The organism is Rhodococcus sp. NPDC060090, assembly GCF_042729855.1.
In the GTDB taxonomy this organism is placed as follows: domain Bacteria; phylum Actinomycetota; class Actinomycetes; order Mycobacteriales; family Mycobacteriaceae; genus Rhodococcus.
Window position 1 is genome coordinate 171,029 of record NZ_JBHWXB010000005.1, and the last position, 15,475, is coordinate 186,503.

Genomic DNA, 15,475 nt, shown 5'->3' on the forward strand with positions numbered 1-15,475 from the left:
GTTACGTGCATCGCCGCAGCGCGGGCCCCGTTACAAACCCGAGCTGCGAGGGGTCGCAACCGGTTCGGCACTCCCGTCGGGCGTGTCGGCCGGAATGTCCGGAACGAGCACTCCGGTAGCAAGCTGCCACAAAGTGGTGTACAGACCGCCTGCCCGATGAAGCGTCTCGTGCGGTCCGCTCTCGACCACTCGCCCTCCGTCGATCACCACCACCAGATCTGCCCGGGCAGCGGTCGCCAGCCGGTGCGCGACGATCACCGCTGTCCGTGAACGGGTGAGGGATGCACCGGCCTCGAGCACCGCCTGCTCGGTGGCCGGATCCAGGGTGGCCGTCGCTTCGTCGAGCAACAGCAGATCCGGATCGACGAGTTCGGCCCGCGCCAATGCGATCAACTGACGCTGACCCGCGGACAAGCCCTGCCCGCGCTCCCCGACGGGGTACAGCATTCCTCCATCGAGTCCGGCGATCATGTCGAGTGCCCCTACCGCGCGCGCCGCGGATTCGATGTCGGACCGGTCCGCGTCGGGTCGGCCGTACGCGATGTTGCTCGCCACCGTCCCGGTGAACAGATGCGCCTCCTGCGGCACCACACCGAGCCGGCCGCGGTACTCGGGCAGACGGTATTCGCGCAGATCCGTGCCGTCGACCCGCACCGAGCCCGACGTGGGGTCGTAGAAGCGGGCGAGCAGTTTGACGATCGTCGACTTCCCCGCGCCCGTGCGACCCACCAGCGCGACGGTCGACCCCGGAGGGAAGCTCAGGTCGACGTCGGCGAGCGCATCGGTGTCGGCACCGCTGTAGCGGAACCCGACATTGTCGAGACGGACATCGCCCCGCAGGTGGCCGGACACCTCGACAGTGCCTGCAGGCCCGGACTCGAGCGAACTCTCGGTACGCAGCAGATCGCCGATACGGCGTAGGCCGACGCGTGCCTGCTGATAGCCGTCGAACACCTGCGACAGCTGCTGGATCGGACCGAACAACAGGTTCAAGTACAAGACGAACGCGATCAGCACACCCGCGGTGGTGGCGCCGGACGAGACCTCCCGCGCACCCACGAACACGACGGCGGCCAACGCCAGATCCGACAGGAACGTGATGAACGGGAAGAACAGGGAGATCGCCCGCTGCGACCGCATCCGGCTGCGTCGGTACGCGTCGGCGCGTTCGGCGAACCGGCGCGCGGAAGTCTCCTCACGGCGGTACGCCTGCGCTGCGCGCAGTCCGGTGATGTTCTCCTGGAAGTCGGCGTTGACGAGGGAGATACGTTCACGCGAAACCGCATACGCCGTGCCCGACACCTTCCGGAACCAGAGTGTGGCCGCCACCAGCACCGGGATGACGCTCAACACCACGACTGCGAGCGAGGCGTCGGTGGCCAGCAACGCCACCGAGATGCCGAGCAGGGTCAATACGCTCACGACCGCGGTCGACAATCCGGTCTGGATGAACTGCGACAGCGCGTCGACGTCGGTCGTCATCCGGGTCATGATCCGGCCCGACAGCTCCCGCTCGTAGTAGTCGAGACCCAGTCGCTGCAGGTGTGCGTAGCTGCGCACCCGCAACCCGAAGAGCACGCGTTCTCCGGCACGGGCGGTGAGCACCGTCATGGCGGCGACCACGGCCCACGCGAGCAGAGCGAGGCCCACACCCATGGCTGCGGCCAGCCACAACATTTCGGGGTCGCCTGGGGTGACCCCGCGGTCGACGGCGAACCGCACGATCGACGGGAATGCGATGTTGGTGAGGGACTCGACAGCCAGGCAGAGGATCACCACGGCGAGCAGCCCGCGCACCGGGCGCAGCGTGCGCATGAGCCGGAACTCCGGATCGGGTCGGCGCAGCGCACGAGACTGCAGTTCGGGTGCGGTACCGGGTTCCTCCGTGGCCGGTGGCAATGCCGCGACCGCTGCGCGTAGTTCCGGGGTGGGCGCCACCGAGCCGAGCGCGCCGCTCATGGGGCCGCCTCCACCACCCCGCGGGCCACGGGCCGGGGGAGCGACGGCGGCCGGCCTGCCGGGTGACTCGGCCGCGGTCGCCGCCTCGGGCCACAGCGCATGCGATCCGGATGGCGCCGGCACTTCGGGCGACGCAGGCACCGCGGATGGCGGGTCCGACGTCGTGCCGGTCAGCAGACGTCGGAACACCGGGCTGCGCCGGTCGAGTTCGTCGACGGTCCCGATGTCGACGATTCTGCCGCCGTCGAGCACCGCGACACGGTCGGCGAGCGTCAGCGTCGACCGCCGGTGCGCGAGCACCAAGGTGGTGCGGTCGGGTCGGCCGCGCAGTGCGGCGTAGATCGCGGCCTCCGTCTCGGCGTCCACCGCGGATGTCGCATCGTCGAGGATCAGCACCCGAGGATCGAGCAACAGCGCGCGTGCCAGCGCGACACGCTGCCGTTGCCCACCCGACAGCGTGAGGCCGCGTTCGCCGACGATGGTGTCGTATCCGTCGGGCAGGGATTCGATGAACTCGTCGGCACGGGCCGCGGTGGCGGCGGCGCGGATCTCCTCGTCGGAGGCGTCCGGCCGACCCAGCGCAATGTTCGACGCGATGGTGTCGGAGAACAGGAACGGCTCGTCGAACACGAGGCTCACCGCTTCGCGTAGCCGGTCGGCGCGCAGCGAGGCCACATCGATGTCGTCGCCGTCGGATGTCAGGCACACGGCGCCCGCCGACGGCGTGTAGAAGCGCGGCGCGAGCAGCGACAGTGCGGTCTTACCCGACCCGGCGGGCCCGACGATCGCGACGGTCTCGCCGGGCGGCACCTCGAGTTCCATTCCGTCGAGTACGTCGCGACCCTCGTCGAAACCGAAGGTGATGTTGCGGAAGGCGAGCCCGAGCGGGCCGTCGGGGAGCGGCACCGGATGCGGAGGATCAGCGACGTCGGGCTCGGTGTCGATCACCTCGTACACCCGCTCGACCGCGGCGCGGGAGAGTTGCGCCATGATCACGACCTGAGCCAAGGTGCGGGTGGTCGCGCTCATCGTCGCGACGTACGCGGTGAACGCGACGAATGTGCCGACCGTGATGGTGCCGTTCAAGGTGAGCCAGCCGCCGAGCACGATCGTCGCGACCAGACCGAGCTGCGGGATCGCACCCATCGGCGCGGCGAACCGCGCGTTGATCCGTGCCGCCCGCATGCGCTCGGAGTACAGGATCCGGCCGTGGTTCTCGAGCTGGTCGACGGCGCGGTCCTCCTGCCCGAACCCCTTGACCACCCGAACGCCGGTGACGGTCTCCTCGACGTGTTGTGCGAGGTCGGCGGCACGCTGCTGCGACGACCATGTCGCGGCGAAGACCTTCGGGCGGACGACCCGCACGATGGTCACGATGACGGGCACGGTGGCGACGGCGATCAGCGTGAGCAGGGGTGAGAGCGACGTCATGATCACGAGGGCCAAGGTGAGCTGCAGCAATGCGCCCGCCGACATCGGGACCATCGCGAGCAGGCCCTGGATGAGCTGAAGGTCGGTGATCGAGCGCGACACCACCTGTCCGGTTCGGATTCGATCCTGACCGTGGCCGTCGAGTCGTTGCAGCGAGCCGAGAAGGCGTAATCGGAGATCGTGTTGGACATCCAGCGAGAGTCTGCCCGCCAGCATCCGTCGCCCGTACTGGCATCCGAAGCGGACGGCGGCGCCCGCCGCGATCGCTGCGGCAGCGAGTCCGATCAGGTTGGGCACCGAAGCGAATTCGGTGCCCTCACCGGTGGCGCTGTCGAGTGCGACCTTGGTGAGCAGCGGAAAGGCGATATCGATCAGCGCGGCGATGGCCGTGAGTGCGAGTGCGCCGATCGCCGTTCCCCGATGACGCATGCATTCCGCGCCGAGTCGGCGGACCCAACCTGGGTCGTGTGTGTCGTGTGGCATTTCCTCCGACATTAGCGGCGGACTACGACAGCAGTGCTACGACGGCGGTGCTCAGGTGAGATCGCGACCGCGGGTCCGCCACCACCCGAGCCCGCAGATCAACGCGGTCCAGAAGATCAGGACGAGCGGGGCCAGCGGCCACGACACCGGCATCTCCGCCTCACCGGACAGGTCCACGACTCCGAACAGCGCGTACCAGGTGACCTGGGCGGGCAGGAACTGTGCCACACCCCCGAGTCCGATGCCGTGGAGCACGAGCGAGACGGTCAGCTCCCCGAAAGGAACCCACGCGCAGATCGCGACAACACTGCCGACCATCGAACCGGTGAGAAGTCCGAGACCTGAGCCGATGAGTGCCCACAGCACCGCGCAGAGCAGACCGGTGCCGAGGACACCGGCGATGCCGCCGAGGTCGGTGCCCGAGAAGCCGCCGCCGAACATGAGGATGGTCAGAGCCGATACGAACTCGACGATCACGCAGTACAGCAGCCCGAACAGCGCTGCGGTCGCGTACTTGGAGGCGATCACCAGGTCGCGGCCGCGGGTGGTGAGGAAGGTAGTGATCACGGTGCGGTGCTGGTATTCACCACCGGTGTTGACCACACCGAACAGCGCGGCGAACAGGAACACCAGGGCGAGCGCGAACGAGATGCCCACCGCAGCCGCGGCAGCCTCGGCGAAGCCGGGCCCGAGAATGTCCTCGATCTGACGCATCACCGGGAGCGTGAGCGCCCCGCAGAACAACCCCACCACCAGCGGCGCGATACCCAGAATCCACCAGTACCGCAGGCCGAGCACCTTCCGGAACTCGGCTGTCAAGAGTGCGGTCACGAGTGTCCTCCGGGTCCGGTCGGCGGTTGCTGGAAATTCTGGGGTGCGCCGAAGTTCTGGGGTGCACCGAAGTTCTGGGGTGCGGCCGTGTACTGGCCGGCCGTCATGGCCAGGAAGACCTGTTCGAGGTCGACGTGCTCGATGCTCGTGCCGAACAGCGTGATGCCGTGTTCACCCGCAAGTGCGGCGATGCGGTCGGGTTCGACCCCCACAACGGCCAATCGGCCGTCGGGCTGGATCTGCGCGTCGGTGAATCCGTTCGCGGCGAGTGCAGTCGCCAGCGTCACGGGGTCGGACGCCGCGACGAGCACGCGCGACCGGTACGCGCTGCGCAGATCCGTCATGCTGCTCTGCATCACGAGTGCCCCACGGCTGACGATGACCAGACGGTCGGCCATCTGCTCGACCTCGCGGAGGATGTGGCTCGAGATCAGGACGGTGCCGCCGTTTCTCGCAAACGTCACGAGGAAGTCGCGAAGCCACGCCATTCCCTCGGGGTCGAGACCGTTGGCGGGTTCGTCGAGCACCAGATAGCGCGGCTGGCCGAGCAGCGCAGTCGCCAACGCGAGGCGCTGGCGCATCCCGAGCGAGAACTCACCGACGCGTCGACGCGCTGCCGGGGTCAGCCCCACGAGGTCGAGCATCCGAACGGCCCGATCGTCGGGCACACCCATCGCCGCGCAGTACGCCCTCAGATGGGTGGCCGCAGTGTGCTTCGGATGCGCGCTGTGTGCGTCGAGCACCGCGCCCACGATCTGGGCGGGCTGATCGAGCCGAGTGAACGGCACGCCGTCGATGTACGCGGCACCTGCGGTGGGTCGCACCAGACCCGTCAGCATGCTCAGAGTCGTCGTCTTGCCCGACCCGTTCGGGCCGAGAAAACCTGTGATCGAACCCCGGGGCACGGTGAAACTCAGGTTCGACACGGCGGTGACGTTGCCGAACGTCTTGGTGAGCCCTTCTACAACGATCCCGGGAGGGGGTCCGCTTGCCGGTGCGGTGAAATGCGGCTGCCCGTGCGGAGTGTTCGCTGACGGTGCTGTCACGGAAATGTTCCCCCGGTTACCTCTCGCGGTTGTGTCGCCGCGAGCATACGTGCAGGCAGAATCGAGGCGCGTACCTCAGTCTTCCAACGTCGGTGCCGGGCGTGACGGCAGCGCGCTCTGCTCGGCCGGCCACGTCGCGGGAGGTGTTCCGAAGGCTTCGCGCGCGTTGATGATCGTGCGTTTGCCGATCGTCCGGTTGCCTGCGCCACCGATCGCGGCACCGATACCTGCGGGTACGAGCTTGCCGAGGAGAAGTGCTCCGCGCCTGGCCGCATACTTTCGGACGAACTTCTTCACGAGCGTGTTGTTCATCAGCTTGAGCTGTTTGCTGCCGACCTGCCCGGTCAGTGCCTTCGGCCAGTTCTTCAGCGATGTTCCGGTCGCCGCCGCGACGATCTCCTTACCGGAGTCACCGAGCGCGATCGCGAGCACCAGCGCGCGGCGCTGGTTGTGGTCGTGAGGTTCGATTCCGTGCACCGACGCGACAGCGAGTGTCAGCAGCGCCGATGCTTCGAGGAAGAACACCGATTCCGCGCCGATCGCTCCGATGGCAGCGATCGTTCCGATACCGGGGAAGGCAGCGGTGGCCCCTGCTGCGGCACCGCTGCCCGTGATGGTGTTGAGGAACTGCTTCTCGAGGCGCGCGATGATCTGCGCCGGTGCTTCGTCGGGATGTGCACGACGCAGCAGAGCGACGTATTTGGCGACCGCGGGGCCCTGCAGCCGGCTGCCGTTGTCGAGCAGGGTGATGAGCGCGCGTTCGATCGCGCCACCCTTGATGGGCTCACCGTTCTTGTCGACGGCGCCGGACTTTTCGCTCATTTCGATCCTTGTCGTGTGTCCGCAGGTGGCTACGCTGGAGGTTGTGGCCCGGTCGTCCATTCCAGTCGGCATGTCCGACGGCGCCCGGCAGCGGCCTGCGCCGGTGCTGCAACCTTACGTGCGTCAGTACGAAGGATATCGGTTGACGGGCTTTCCTCCGGGCCGACATCTGGGTCTGTCGTCGCCGGACCTCACCGTCGTTCTGAGCCTCGATCAGCCCGTCGACATTGCCAGGGCGGCCGCGCCGGGCCAGAAGCCCGGCCGGTTCTCGGCACTGGCCAGTGGCCTCACCACATCACCGGTGACGATCGCGCACGACGGCAACCAGCACGGCATTCAGCTTGCGTTGACGCCTGCGGGAGCTCGCGCTCTTCTCGGTGTTCCTACGTCGGCGCTCGGTGCGTGGGTGGTCGAACTCGAGGACCTGCTGGGCGTCGAAGCGCAGGAACTGCTCGAGCGGATAGCTGCGACACCCGGTTGGCCGGAGCGCTTCGCGATTCTCGACCGTGTCCTCACCCGGCGATTGTTCGGTGCTCGCGATGCCGTGCAGATGGATGCGCGTGTGGCGTACGCATGGCAGCAACTCGTCGCCCGCCCCGGCATCGCAGTGCGCGATGTGGCCGGCGATCTCGGATGGAGCCGCCGCTATCTCACAGCACGCTTCACCGCGGAGCTCGGGGTCACGCCCAAGGAATCCGCACGTATCGCCAGGTTCGCCCGGTCGAAGACGATGCTGAGTAGGCCTGAGGCGCGCCTGTCCGAGGTGGCGGTCGGCTGCGGGTTCTACGACCAGGCCCATCTCGCCCGCGAGTGGCGTGAATTCGCGGGCGTGCCACCGTCGCGCTGGAGACAGGATGAGGTGTTCCCATTCGTCCAAGACTCCGACGCCTCATCCGAGGAAGGCTTGTCTTCATGACCAGCACAGCAGCAAACCAGGACCGATCCACCACCGACAACCGCGCCCCGAACGTGTGGCCGTGCCTCGCCTACACCGATGCCCGAGGCGCAATCAGCTTCCTCGTCGACACTCTCGGATTCACCGAATCCGCCTGCTACGGCGAAGGCGACCGCATCGATCACGCAGAACTGACGTGGCCCTACGGCGGAGGCATCATGCTCGGCTCCGCCGGGCGCGACACCCCGCTCGATCAGCACGCAGACTCGGGAACCGTGTACCTCGTCGTTCCCGAGGACGCTCTCGCGGATGACCTCTACGAGAAGGTCCGTGCCTCGGCCGCGACCGTCACCGTGGAGATGCGGGACGAGGACTACGGCTCACACGGCTTCACATGCCGGGACCCTCAGGGCGTGTTCTGGAGCATCGGCACCTATGCGGGGCACGGATTCGGTCAGTGATTCAGAGAGGGGATTCAGAGAGGCGTGTGATCCGACGGCACCGTCTCCTCCGCACGAGGCGGGGGAGGCGGTGTGCCGTCCCCGAAGGGCCGGCCACCGAGTTCTTCCCTGCCGTGCGGCGTCACCCAGCCCGACAGGTCGGGGCCCTTCGGCACGATCTGCGTCGGATTCACATCGGTGTGCACGATGTAGTAGTGCTGTTTGATCTGCACGAAGTCGGTGGTGTCGCCGAAGCCCGGCGTCTGGAACAGATCGCGCGCGTAGCCCCACAGCGCCGGGAACGCGGTGAGCGGGTTGCGGTTGCATTTGAAATGACCGTGATAGACCGGATCGAACCGGGCGAGGGTCGTGAACAGCCGCACGTCGGCTTCGGTGATCGTCTCGCCCACCAGATAGCGCCGGTCGGTGAGCCGTTCCTCCAGCCAATCGAGTCGGGCGAACAACCGGTCGAACGCTGCGTCGTACTTGTCCTGTGAACCGGCGAAGCCGCACCGGTAGACGCCGTTGTTGACATCGCGGTACACAAGATCCGCGACCTCGTCGATCTCGCTCCGCAGCGACTCCGGGTACAGATCCGGTGCTCCGTCGCGGTGGAATGCGGTCCATTCGGTCGAGAAGTCCAAGGTGATCTGCGCGTAGTCGTTGGTCACCACCTGCCCGGTGGGGACGTCGACGATGGCGGGCACCGTGATGCCGCGGGGGTAGTCGGGTTGCCGCGCGAAGTAGGCGTCCTGGAGGTGTCCGATGCCCAGCACCGGGTCGACGCCACCGGGGTCGAGATCGAAAGTCCAGCTGCGCTCATCGTGGGTCGGACCGCACAGACCCAGCGACAGTGCGTCCCCGAGACCGAGTAGTCGTCGCACGATCAATGTGCGGTTCGCCCACGGGCAGGCACGTGCCGCGACGAGACGGTAGCGACCCGCTTCGACGGGGTATCCGTCGCGGCCGTCTGCGGTGATCCGCGTCGAAATGTAGTTGGTGTCGCGGGTGAATTCGGCACCCGGCGCCACGTAGCTTGCCTGGCTGTCTGTGCTGTTGTCGCTCACGGAGACTCCTGCCATCGGGTCGGATACAACTCGGGTCGGATACAACACGGGTCGGCTACCGGGCCGACATACGCACTGTGGTGAGGGTTCCCCACTCGACGTATCCCGACACCGCTGCGAGTCCCCGCGCCGCGAGATTGTCGTGGCGAGCCCGCCACAGGGGGATGAGGCCGGCGTCGAGTGCTTCGTGTGTGCACAGTGTCGCGACGGTGGCACCCAGGCCGAGACGCCGATTCTCCGGTGTCGTCAGGACCCTCACATCCGCGAGAAGCGACTGGAGTTCGCGGTAGCCCGCAACGGCGAGCGGCTGGTGGTCGTCGTCGAGCAGGACGAATGCACGATCGGGCACGTCCGGCCCGACCTCGGTGCCGTCGTCGGGTGGGCAGCGTCGCAACAGTTCGGCGAGGTCGGCGGTGTCGTGCGAGATCAGCGGATCCTCGACCCGTACCGCGTCCGTCCACTCCGGGCACAGGCAGAGCACCTCGGCACGCGCCGCGTAACCACCGGCCGCGGCGCGCACGGCACCTTCGTCCGGGTGCGCGGGGAGAGCGGTCACGGCGGATACTGCCGGCTCGGGGCCCACCACGGCGACGGTGTCGCCGATTCGGAGTACTCGCACCGTGGTGGCCGTATCGTCCACGTTCGTCACGAGTCCACAGGAGGAGAGGGCGTCGTCGGCGAGGCCGAGTTCGCGACACCACGCGAGGGCCGCGATGCTCGAGAGATGGGGGTCCACGCGGATACCGTATCCCGGAGACCGTGGAGAGGACGTGTAGTGAGATCTGGGGACGAACCTGCCGTACCCGACTCTCATTGGCCCGCCCTCGGCGCATTGTGCCTCGGCTTTTTCATGATTCTGGTGGACAGCACGATCGTGTCCGTGGCGAATCCGGCCATCATGCGCGCGCTCGACGCGGATATCGAGAGTGTCGTGTGGGTCACCAGCGCCTATCTGCTGGCGTACGCGGTACCCCTGCTGATCACCGGTCGCCTCGGCGACCGATTCGGCCAGCGCAGGCTCTACCTGTCCGGGCTGGTGGTGTTCACCTTCGCATCGCTGTGGTGTGGGATGTCGTCGACGATCGAGACGTTGATCGTGGCGCGTGTTCTGCAGGGGTTCGGGGCAGCGCTGATGTCTCCGCAGACGATGGCCGTGATCACCCGCGTCTTCCCGCCCGACCGGCGCGGGACGGCAATGGGAATGTGGGGTGCCGTCGGCGGGGTCGCGACCTTGGTCGGGCCGCTCGCCGGTGGGGTGCTCGTCGACGGACTCGGCTGGGAATGGATCTTCTTCGTCAATGTTCCGGTGGGGCTGGTCGCGTTCGTGCTGGCAGTGCGGTTCGTCCCTGTTCTCCCGACCCAGGCCCACCGGTTCGATGTTCCGGGAGTGATCCTCAGCGGCGTGGGCATGTTCTTCCTGGTGTTCGGACTCCAGGGGGCCGGCGAGTATCCGTGGTCGCCGGGCGTGTGGACGAGCATCGGCATCGGTATCGCGATCCTGGTGATCTTCGTGTGGTACCAGTCGCTGGGGCGGGGAGAACCGCTGGTGCCACTGGTCTTGTTCCGCGACCGGAACTTCGCGCTCGCCAACATCGGGATCGCGTCGATCGGCTTCTCGATCACCGCCTTCATGCTTCCTCTGATGTTCTACGCGCAGGATGTCCGGGGCCTGGGCCCCACCGAGTCGGCGCTCCTCATGGTGCCGATGGCGGTGTTGAGCGGTGGGCTCGCACCGTTCGTCGGGCGCCTCGTCGATCGGGTGCATCCGAGGTATGTCGCGGGCCCCGCTTTCGCGCTGCTGGCCGTCGCGTTCGTGTGGCTCTCGTCGGCGATGACACCGGACGCGCAGGCCTGGCAACTCCTGTTGCCGATCGGGTTGACCGGCTTCGCATCGGCGGGGATCTGGTCGACTCTGTCGACCACCGCCACACGCAACCTCGACCTCCGGCTGGCGGGCGCCGGTTCGGGCGTCTACAACGCCACCCGGCAGCTGGGCGCGGTTCTCGGCAGCGCGGCGATCGCTGCCGTGATGGCCGCGCTGCTGTCGGCACGCGGCCTCGGGGACGGGGTGTCGCAGACCGCTGTCGGTGATCTGCCCGAACCCGTACGCGAGGCGTACGCGGCATCGATGGCGCAGTCGATGTGGTTACCTGCGGCAGCGTTGACAGTGGGTTTCGTCGCGTCGGTGTGTTTTGCTCGCCCTCAGCAGCCGAAGATTCGGCACACATCGAAACGCAGTTCCCCGGCCAGAATGTGACCTACGCCATATAGTGCAGTCACGGACGGCGTTGGGAGGTTGCGATGTCGCTGGCGGTCGTCGGAAAATCCGCGGGAGCAGGTTGGTTGCAGGGCGAACGCGTCATGCGCCGTTCCGGCGGGATCCTGCACTACGAAGACCTGGAACCGTGCCTTGCCGAAATGCTCGACCGCAGTGCGCTGCGGTACTCGAACCGTGTGGCTGCGGTCGACGGCGACGGAGGTGCGATCACCTACCGCGACCTGTGGACCGAAGCGGCGAAGGTTGCCGGAGGGCTCCTCGACCAAGGCGTCGGCCCGGCCGACCGAGTCCTGGTCCATTACAGGAACGGCTTCGAGTGGTTGCGCGCATTCCTCGGGGTCGTTCTCGCAGGTGGTGTGCCCGTCCTGCCCGACCCCACGTGCAGCGACACCGAAATCGACTGGATGGCGTTCGACAGTGGTGCCGTACTGATCCTCGACGGCCCCCTTCCGGAGGGAGTCCCGTTCCTCGACGGCGGTGCCTCACCCACCGAATTGGCGTTGCTCTATTACGTCCGAGGCTGTGGCGCCGAACTGCGAGGTGTGGAACTGACCAACTCGAACGTTCTGTCGACGATCGAGGCCGTGGGACATGCCATGGACCTGGTGAACGAACCCGGCCGCACCGTGATCACCACACCGTTGTCCACGGCGGTCGGATGCAGCGTGCAGTTGCTCCCGACCCTCGCGTTCGGAGGAACCGTCGTCGCGGCGGGCGCGCGAGGAACCCGCGTGCCGTGGCGGCATCTGCGGGCGTCGTTCCCCGCCTCCCGCTGCATCCGCGGGTGGGGTGTGGCCGAGACCGGAGGGATCGGTCTGCTGCTCCCGTCCGAGCACCGTCGCAGGCACCCGCGCAGTGTCGGTGTGCCGTTCGGCGGGATCGAGGTCGCGCTGCTCGGCCCCGATGCGGAGGACGGCAGAGGCGAACTGCTGTGCCGTGGGCCGAGCGTCGCCCGCGGCTATCGGAACAATCCGGCTGCGACCGCCGCGATGTTCGACGACGGCTGGTTTCGCACCGGCGACCAGGTCTCCATCGACGCCGCAGGCTTCGTCAATCCTGTCGCGGTACGGGTGTCGTGACGTGCCACATCCGGCGGCGGTGTCTGTGACCCAGTGCTCCTTTGCAGGTCGGGTATCCTTTTCCGGAAACACGCAAGGGTGCAATCGCATTCGTCGAGAAGCGTGCACCCGTCTGGAAGGGCAGTACAGCGATGGTCGAGGAACACACGGTGCCGCATGAGCACGGCTTGGCGGAACTGCACGTTCACATCGAAGGAACCCTCGAACCCGAGCTGATCTTCGCCCTCGCGGAACGCAATCGAATCGAGCTCCCGTATCGGGACCTCGACGATCTGCGCAGCCGATACGAGTTCGGTGATCTCGTGTCCTTCCTCGACCTCTACTACGCCAACATGGAAGTCCTGCGCACGGCACAGGACTTCGCCGACCTTGCCCGCGCGTACTTCGCGCGGGCAGCGCGGGCCGGTATCACCCGGGCCGAGTTCTTCTTCGATCCGCAGGCCCACACGGCGCGCGGAGTGGAGTTGCGTGAGGTCGTCGACGGTCTTGCGGACGCCGCCGCCGGTGCGCGCCGCGAGTACGGCATCGACGCCGCGATGATCGCGTCGATCGTGCGCGATCGCCCCGTGGCCGAAGCGAACGACACCTTCTCGGACCTGATGAAGATGCAGGCCCCGATCATCGCCCTCGGGCTCGACTCTGCGGAGGTCGGATACCCGCCGTCGCTGTTCGAGGACGTGTTCGCGCGCGCCCGCGCGGAAGGCCTGCGCATCACGGCACACGCGGGCGAGGAGGGCCCTCCGGAATATGTCCGGCAGGCGCTGGATCTACTCGGCGCCGAGCGCATCGACCACGGCATCCGATCCCTCGAAGACCCGGAGCTCGTCACGCGGCTGGTGGACGAACAGATTCCCTTGACGGTGTGCCCGTTGTCGAATGTCCGGTTGCGGGTGGTCGATACGCTTGCGGATCATCCGCTGCGCCGCATGCTCGAGGCAGGGCTGTCGGTGACCGTGAACTCCGATGACCCCGCGTACTTCGGCGGGTATGTGGACGATGCCTTCACCGCATTGCGTGAGCAGCTGGGATTGACCGATGAGGAACGAAAGGTCTTGGCGGACAATTCGATGCGCGCCGCCTTCCTCTGAATCGGACTGACGTACTACGCGCCGAGCACGCGCTGTAGATACGCATTGTCGAAGACGCGCTGCGGATCGACACGGTCGCGCACCGCGACGGCGTCGTCGAATCGGGGATACGCCTCGCTCAGTTCGGCGGCGGTGAGGCCGTGCAGTTTCCCCCAGTGCGGGCGCCCGCCGACGGCCCGGGCGATGGCCTCGACGGCCGAGAAGTACTCGCGATGCTCGCCGCGGTGGAACTGGTGCACCGCCACGTAGGCGGTGTCGCGACCGTGGGCGGTGGACAACCAGACGTCGTCTGCGGCCGCGAATCGCACTTCGACCGGAAACCCGATCTTCAGTGCGGAGCGGCGCAGCCATGCGGCGATCTCGTCGAGCACCGCGGGTAGCGCGTCGACCGGTATCGCGTACTCCATCTCCTTGAACCGCACACGCCGATTCGACGCGAACACCCGGTGACTGCGGTCGGTGTACGTGCGCTCCGACAGCGCGCGCGACGACACGGAATTGAGTCCGGGGATCAGCGTGGGCACCCGCGTTCCGAGGTGCTGGAACGCGTTGAACACGCCGTTGGACAGGACCTCGTCGTCGACGAATCCTCTGATCCGTCCGACCGGGTCGACCGGCGTGGTACCGGGGAGTCGAGTGTTGCTCTTGGTGAGCACGCCGTCGGTGTGGGGGAACCAGTAGAACTCGAAATGGTCGGCGCGGAGTCGGTCGTCGAGGCTGTCGAGCGTCTCGTGCAAGGAGCCTGGCGCTTCGTGGGCACGGAGCCGGAATGCGGCCACGCAGTCGAACGTCACGCTCGAGAGCACACCGACGGCTCCGATGCCGAGTCGGGAGACCTCGAACAGTTCGGGCTGGTGAGCGGGGGAACACTCGACGACCGATCCGTCGGCGAGCACCGTCGTCACCGCACGAACCTGCGCTGCGAGACCGGTGAAACCCGCACCGGTTCCGTGAGTCCCGGTGGAGATCGCTCCGGCCACGGACTGGACGTCGACGTCGCCGAGGTTGGGTAGCGCGAGACCGAGTGCCCACAGCTGTTCGCTCAGGTCGTGGAGTCGCGTCCCCGCCCGCACGCTCACGAGCGCGCCGGTGGCGGTGGGCAACACGGTCTCGATCCCTGTCATCCGGTCGAGTGAAAGCAGAGTTCCATCGGTGACGGCAGCGCCGGTGAAGGAATGGCCCGCACCGACGGCCTTGACATGTCGGCCTTGTTCTGCGGAGCGCGCGACCACGGCTGCGAGCTCGTCCGTGCTTTCCGGCGTGTCGAACCGCTGCGGGTTCGAACGCTCGGTCCGTGCCCAATTCTGCCAGGTCGCCATTGCCCCATGATCGACCTGGACAGGCGTTCAGGTCAATACCCGGGTCTTGGACGCGCGCCCGATCTACGATCGGGGAATGTCGAACCGGTTGCCTGCGGACGAGCGTCGAACCCAACTCGTCGAATCTGCACTGGAACTGGCCGAGCGAGGTGGGGTCGGAGCGGTCACCGTCCGGGCGGTTGCGGAAAACGCCGGGGTATCCCTGGGGGTGGTGCACTACTGCTTCGACAGTAAGGAGGCCCTTGTCGTTGCGATGGCGGAAACGCTGATACAGCAACTCGCCGACACCATGCAGACGGCGTTCGACGTACCCCACGACAAACCCGCACCACAGGGCGTTCGGGGCCTGCGAGAACTGCTGTTCAAAGGGCTCAGCGCGGCGTGGCCGTCGATCGAGGCGACCGCCGGACGCCAACTCCTCACCTACGAGATCACCACCTACTCACTTCGCCACCGCAATGCGGGCGCCGCGCTCGGTGGTGACATCGCCGTGCAGCAGTACCGAATCATGGACGAACAGGCGCACGCCTTCCTGACCGCGTGTGCCGAACAGACCGGGACGACATGGATGGAGCCGATCGAGAGCGTTGCGCGGACCGCGCTCGCACTCATCGACGGCTTCACACTGCGCTGGCTCGTCGACCAGGAAAGCGATTCGATCGTCGGTGAACTCGACGACATGGCGGGAATCATCGCCTCCCGCGCGGTCGACAAACCCTGATCGCCCACCTCCAACC

Annotated in this window: 13 protein-coding genes; 6 read left to right on the forward strand and 7 right to left on the reverse strand. The window is 67.1% G+C overall.

What is annotated here, in order from left to right; translation table 11 throughout:
- Positions 1-30: 30 nt before the first annotated feature.
- The 4 genes from ACFWCF_RS09055 to ACFWCF_RS09070 all read right to left on the reverse strand — a co-directional run bounded on the left by ACFWCF_RS09055 (position 31) and on the right by ACFWCF_RS09070 (position 6,572).
- On the reverse strand, positions 31-3,873 hold the full coding sequence (locus ACFWCF_RS09055; RefSeq protein WP_378559894.1) for an ABC transporter ATP-binding protein: 3,843 nt from the start codon (positions 3,871-3,873) through the stop codon (positions 31-33).
- 51 nt (positions 3,874-3,924) lie between these two features.
- Positions 3,925-4,704 carry an ABC transporter permease gene (locus ACFWCF_RS09060; protein WP_378559896.1) on the reverse strand — a complete coding sequence of 260 codons (780 nt, stop codon included), beginning with the start codon at positions 4,702-4,704 and terminating at the stop codon, positions 3,925-3,927.
- The gene (locus ACFWCF_RS09065) at positions 4,701-5,750 is read right to left on the reverse strand and encodes an ABC transporter ATP-binding protein (protein ID WP_378559898.1); all 1,050 of its coding nucleotides are present in this window, start codon (positions 5,748-5,750) and stop codon (positions 4,701-4,703) included. The genes ACFWCF_RS09060 and ACFWCF_RS09065 overlap by 4 nt, the downstream gene beginning before the upstream one ends.
- Positions 5,751-5,825: 75 nt before the next feature.
- Complete coding sequence (locus tag ACFWCF_RS09070; protein ID WP_378559900.1) at positions 5,826-6,572, reverse strand: hypothetical protein; 747 nt, start codon at positions 6,570-6,572, stop codon at positions 5,826-5,828.
- A gap of 70 nt (positions 6,573-6,642) precedes the next feature.
- Here ACFWCF_RS09070 and ACFWCF_RS09075 point away from each other — a divergent pair, with 70 nt between their 5' ends.
- Positions 6,643-7,488: a helix-turn-helix domain-containing protein gene (locus ACFWCF_RS09075; protein WP_378560245.1), complete on the forward strand. Its 846-nt coding sequence runs from the start codon at positions 6,643-6,645 to the stop codon at positions 7,486-7,488.
- Entirely contained in the window at positions 7,485-7,928 is a 444-nt protein-coding gene (locus tag ACFWCF_RS09080) for a VOC family protein (RefSeq protein ID WP_378488815.1), read from the forward strand. The genes ACFWCF_RS09075 and ACFWCF_RS09080 overlap by 4 nt, the downstream gene beginning before the upstream one ends.
- A gap of 14 nt (positions 7,929-7,942) precedes the next feature.
- Here ACFWCF_RS09080 and ACFWCF_RS09085 read toward each other — a convergent pair whose 3' ends face one another.
- Together ACFWCF_RS09085 and ACFWCF_RS09090 are read right to left on the reverse strand one after the other, a co-directional pair.
- Positions 7,943-8,989: a glutathione S-transferase family protein gene (locus ACFWCF_RS09085; protein ID WP_378559902.1), complete on the reverse strand. Its 1,047-nt coding sequence runs from the start codon at positions 8,987-8,989 to the stop codon at positions 7,943-7,945.
- 40 nt (positions 8,990-9,029) lie between these two features.
- On the reverse strand, positions 9,030-9,710 hold the full coding sequence (locus tag ACFWCF_RS09090; protein ID WP_378559904.1) for a GNAT family N-acetyltransferase: 681 nt from the start codon (positions 9,708-9,710) through the stop codon (positions 9,030-9,032).
- On the opposite strand from ACFWCF_RS09090, the gene ACFWCF_RS09095 reads away from it, so the two are divergent.
- The 3 genes from ACFWCF_RS09095 to ACFWCF_RS09105 all read left to right on the forward strand — a co-directional run bounded on the left by ACFWCF_RS09095 (position 9,699) and on the right by ACFWCF_RS09105 (position 13,419).
- Positions 9,699-11,231: an MFS transporter gene (locus ACFWCF_RS09095; RefSeq protein ID WP_378559906.1), complete on the forward strand. Its 1,533-nt coding sequence runs from the start codon at positions 9,699-9,701 to the stop codon at positions 11,229-11,231. The genes ACFWCF_RS09090 and ACFWCF_RS09095 overlap by 12 nt on opposite strands.
- A gap of 44 nt (positions 11,232-11,275) precedes the next feature.
- Positions 11,276-12,331, forward strand: coding sequence for a class I adenylate-forming enzyme family protein (locus tag ACFWCF_RS09100; protein ID WP_378559909.1), 1,056 nt, complete (start codon positions 11,276-11,278; stop codon positions 12,329-12,331).
- A gap of 149 nt (positions 12,332-12,480) precedes the next feature.
- A complete protein-coding gene (locus ACFWCF_RS09105) occupies positions 12,481-13,419 on the forward strand; it encodes an adenosine deaminase (protein WP_378488820.1) in 939 nt (312 codons plus the stop codon).
- Positions 13,420-13,433: 14 nt separating this feature from the next.
- Here ACFWCF_RS09105 and ACFWCF_RS09110 read toward each other — a convergent pair whose 3' ends face one another.
- Positions 13,434-14,738 (reverse strand): D-arabinono-1,4-lactone oxidase, encoded by a 1,305-nt coding sequence (locus ACFWCF_RS09110; RefSeq protein WP_378559912.1) that lies wholly within the window; start codon positions 14,736-14,738, stop codon positions 13,434-13,436.
- A 76-nt stretch (positions 14,739-14,814) separates the two neighbouring features.
- Between ACFWCF_RS09110 and ACFWCF_RS09115 the strand changes: the two genes are divergently transcribed.
- The gene (locus ACFWCF_RS09115; protein ID WP_378559915.1) at positions 14,815-15,459 is read left to right on the forward strand and encodes a TetR/AcrR family transcriptional regulator; all 645 of its coding nucleotides are present in this window, start codon (positions 14,815-14,817) and stop codon (positions 15,457-15,459) included.
- The last annotated feature ends 16 nt before the right edge of the window (positions 15,460-15,475 follow it).

Bases quoted from the DNA above. Each gene is read 5' to 3' on its own strand.
- ACFWCF_RS09070 (WP_378559900.1), bottom strand. From the start codon at position 6,572: ATGAGCGAAAAGTCCGGCGCCGTCGACAAGAACGGTGAGCCCATCAAG.
- ACFWCF_RS09055 (WP_378559894.1), bottom strand. From the start codon at position 3,873: ATGCCACACGACACACACGACCCAGGTTGGGTCCGCCGACTCGGCGCG.
- ACFWCF_RS09110 (WP_378559912.1), bottom strand. From the start codon at position 14,738: ATGGCGACCTGGCAGAATTGGGCACGGACCGAGCGTTCGAACCCGCAG.
- ACFWCF_RS09085 (WP_378559902.1), bottom strand. From the start codon at position 8,989: ATGGCAGGAGTCTCCGTGAGCGACAACAGCACAGACAGCCAGGCAAGC.
- ACFWCF_RS09075 (WP_378560245.1), top strand. From the start codon at position 6,643: ATGTCCGACGGCGCCCGGCAGCGGCCTGCGCCGGTGCTGCAACCTTAC.
- ACFWCF_RS09095 (WP_378559906.1), top strand. From the start codon at position 9,699: ATGGGGGTCCACGCGGATACCGTATCCCGGAGACCGTGGAGAGGACGT.
- ACFWCF_RS09100 (WP_378559909.1), top strand. From the start codon at position 11,276: ATGTCGCTGGCGGTCGTCGGAAAATCCGCGGGAGCAGGTTGGTTGCAG.
- ACFWCF_RS09115 (WP_378559915.1), top strand. From the start codon at position 14,815: ATGTCGAACCGGTTGCCTGCGGACGAGCGTCGAACCCAACTCGTCGAA.
- ACFWCF_RS09080 (WP_378488815.1), top strand. From the start codon at position 7,485: ATGACCAGCACAGCAGCAAACCAGGACCGATCCACCACCGACAACCGC.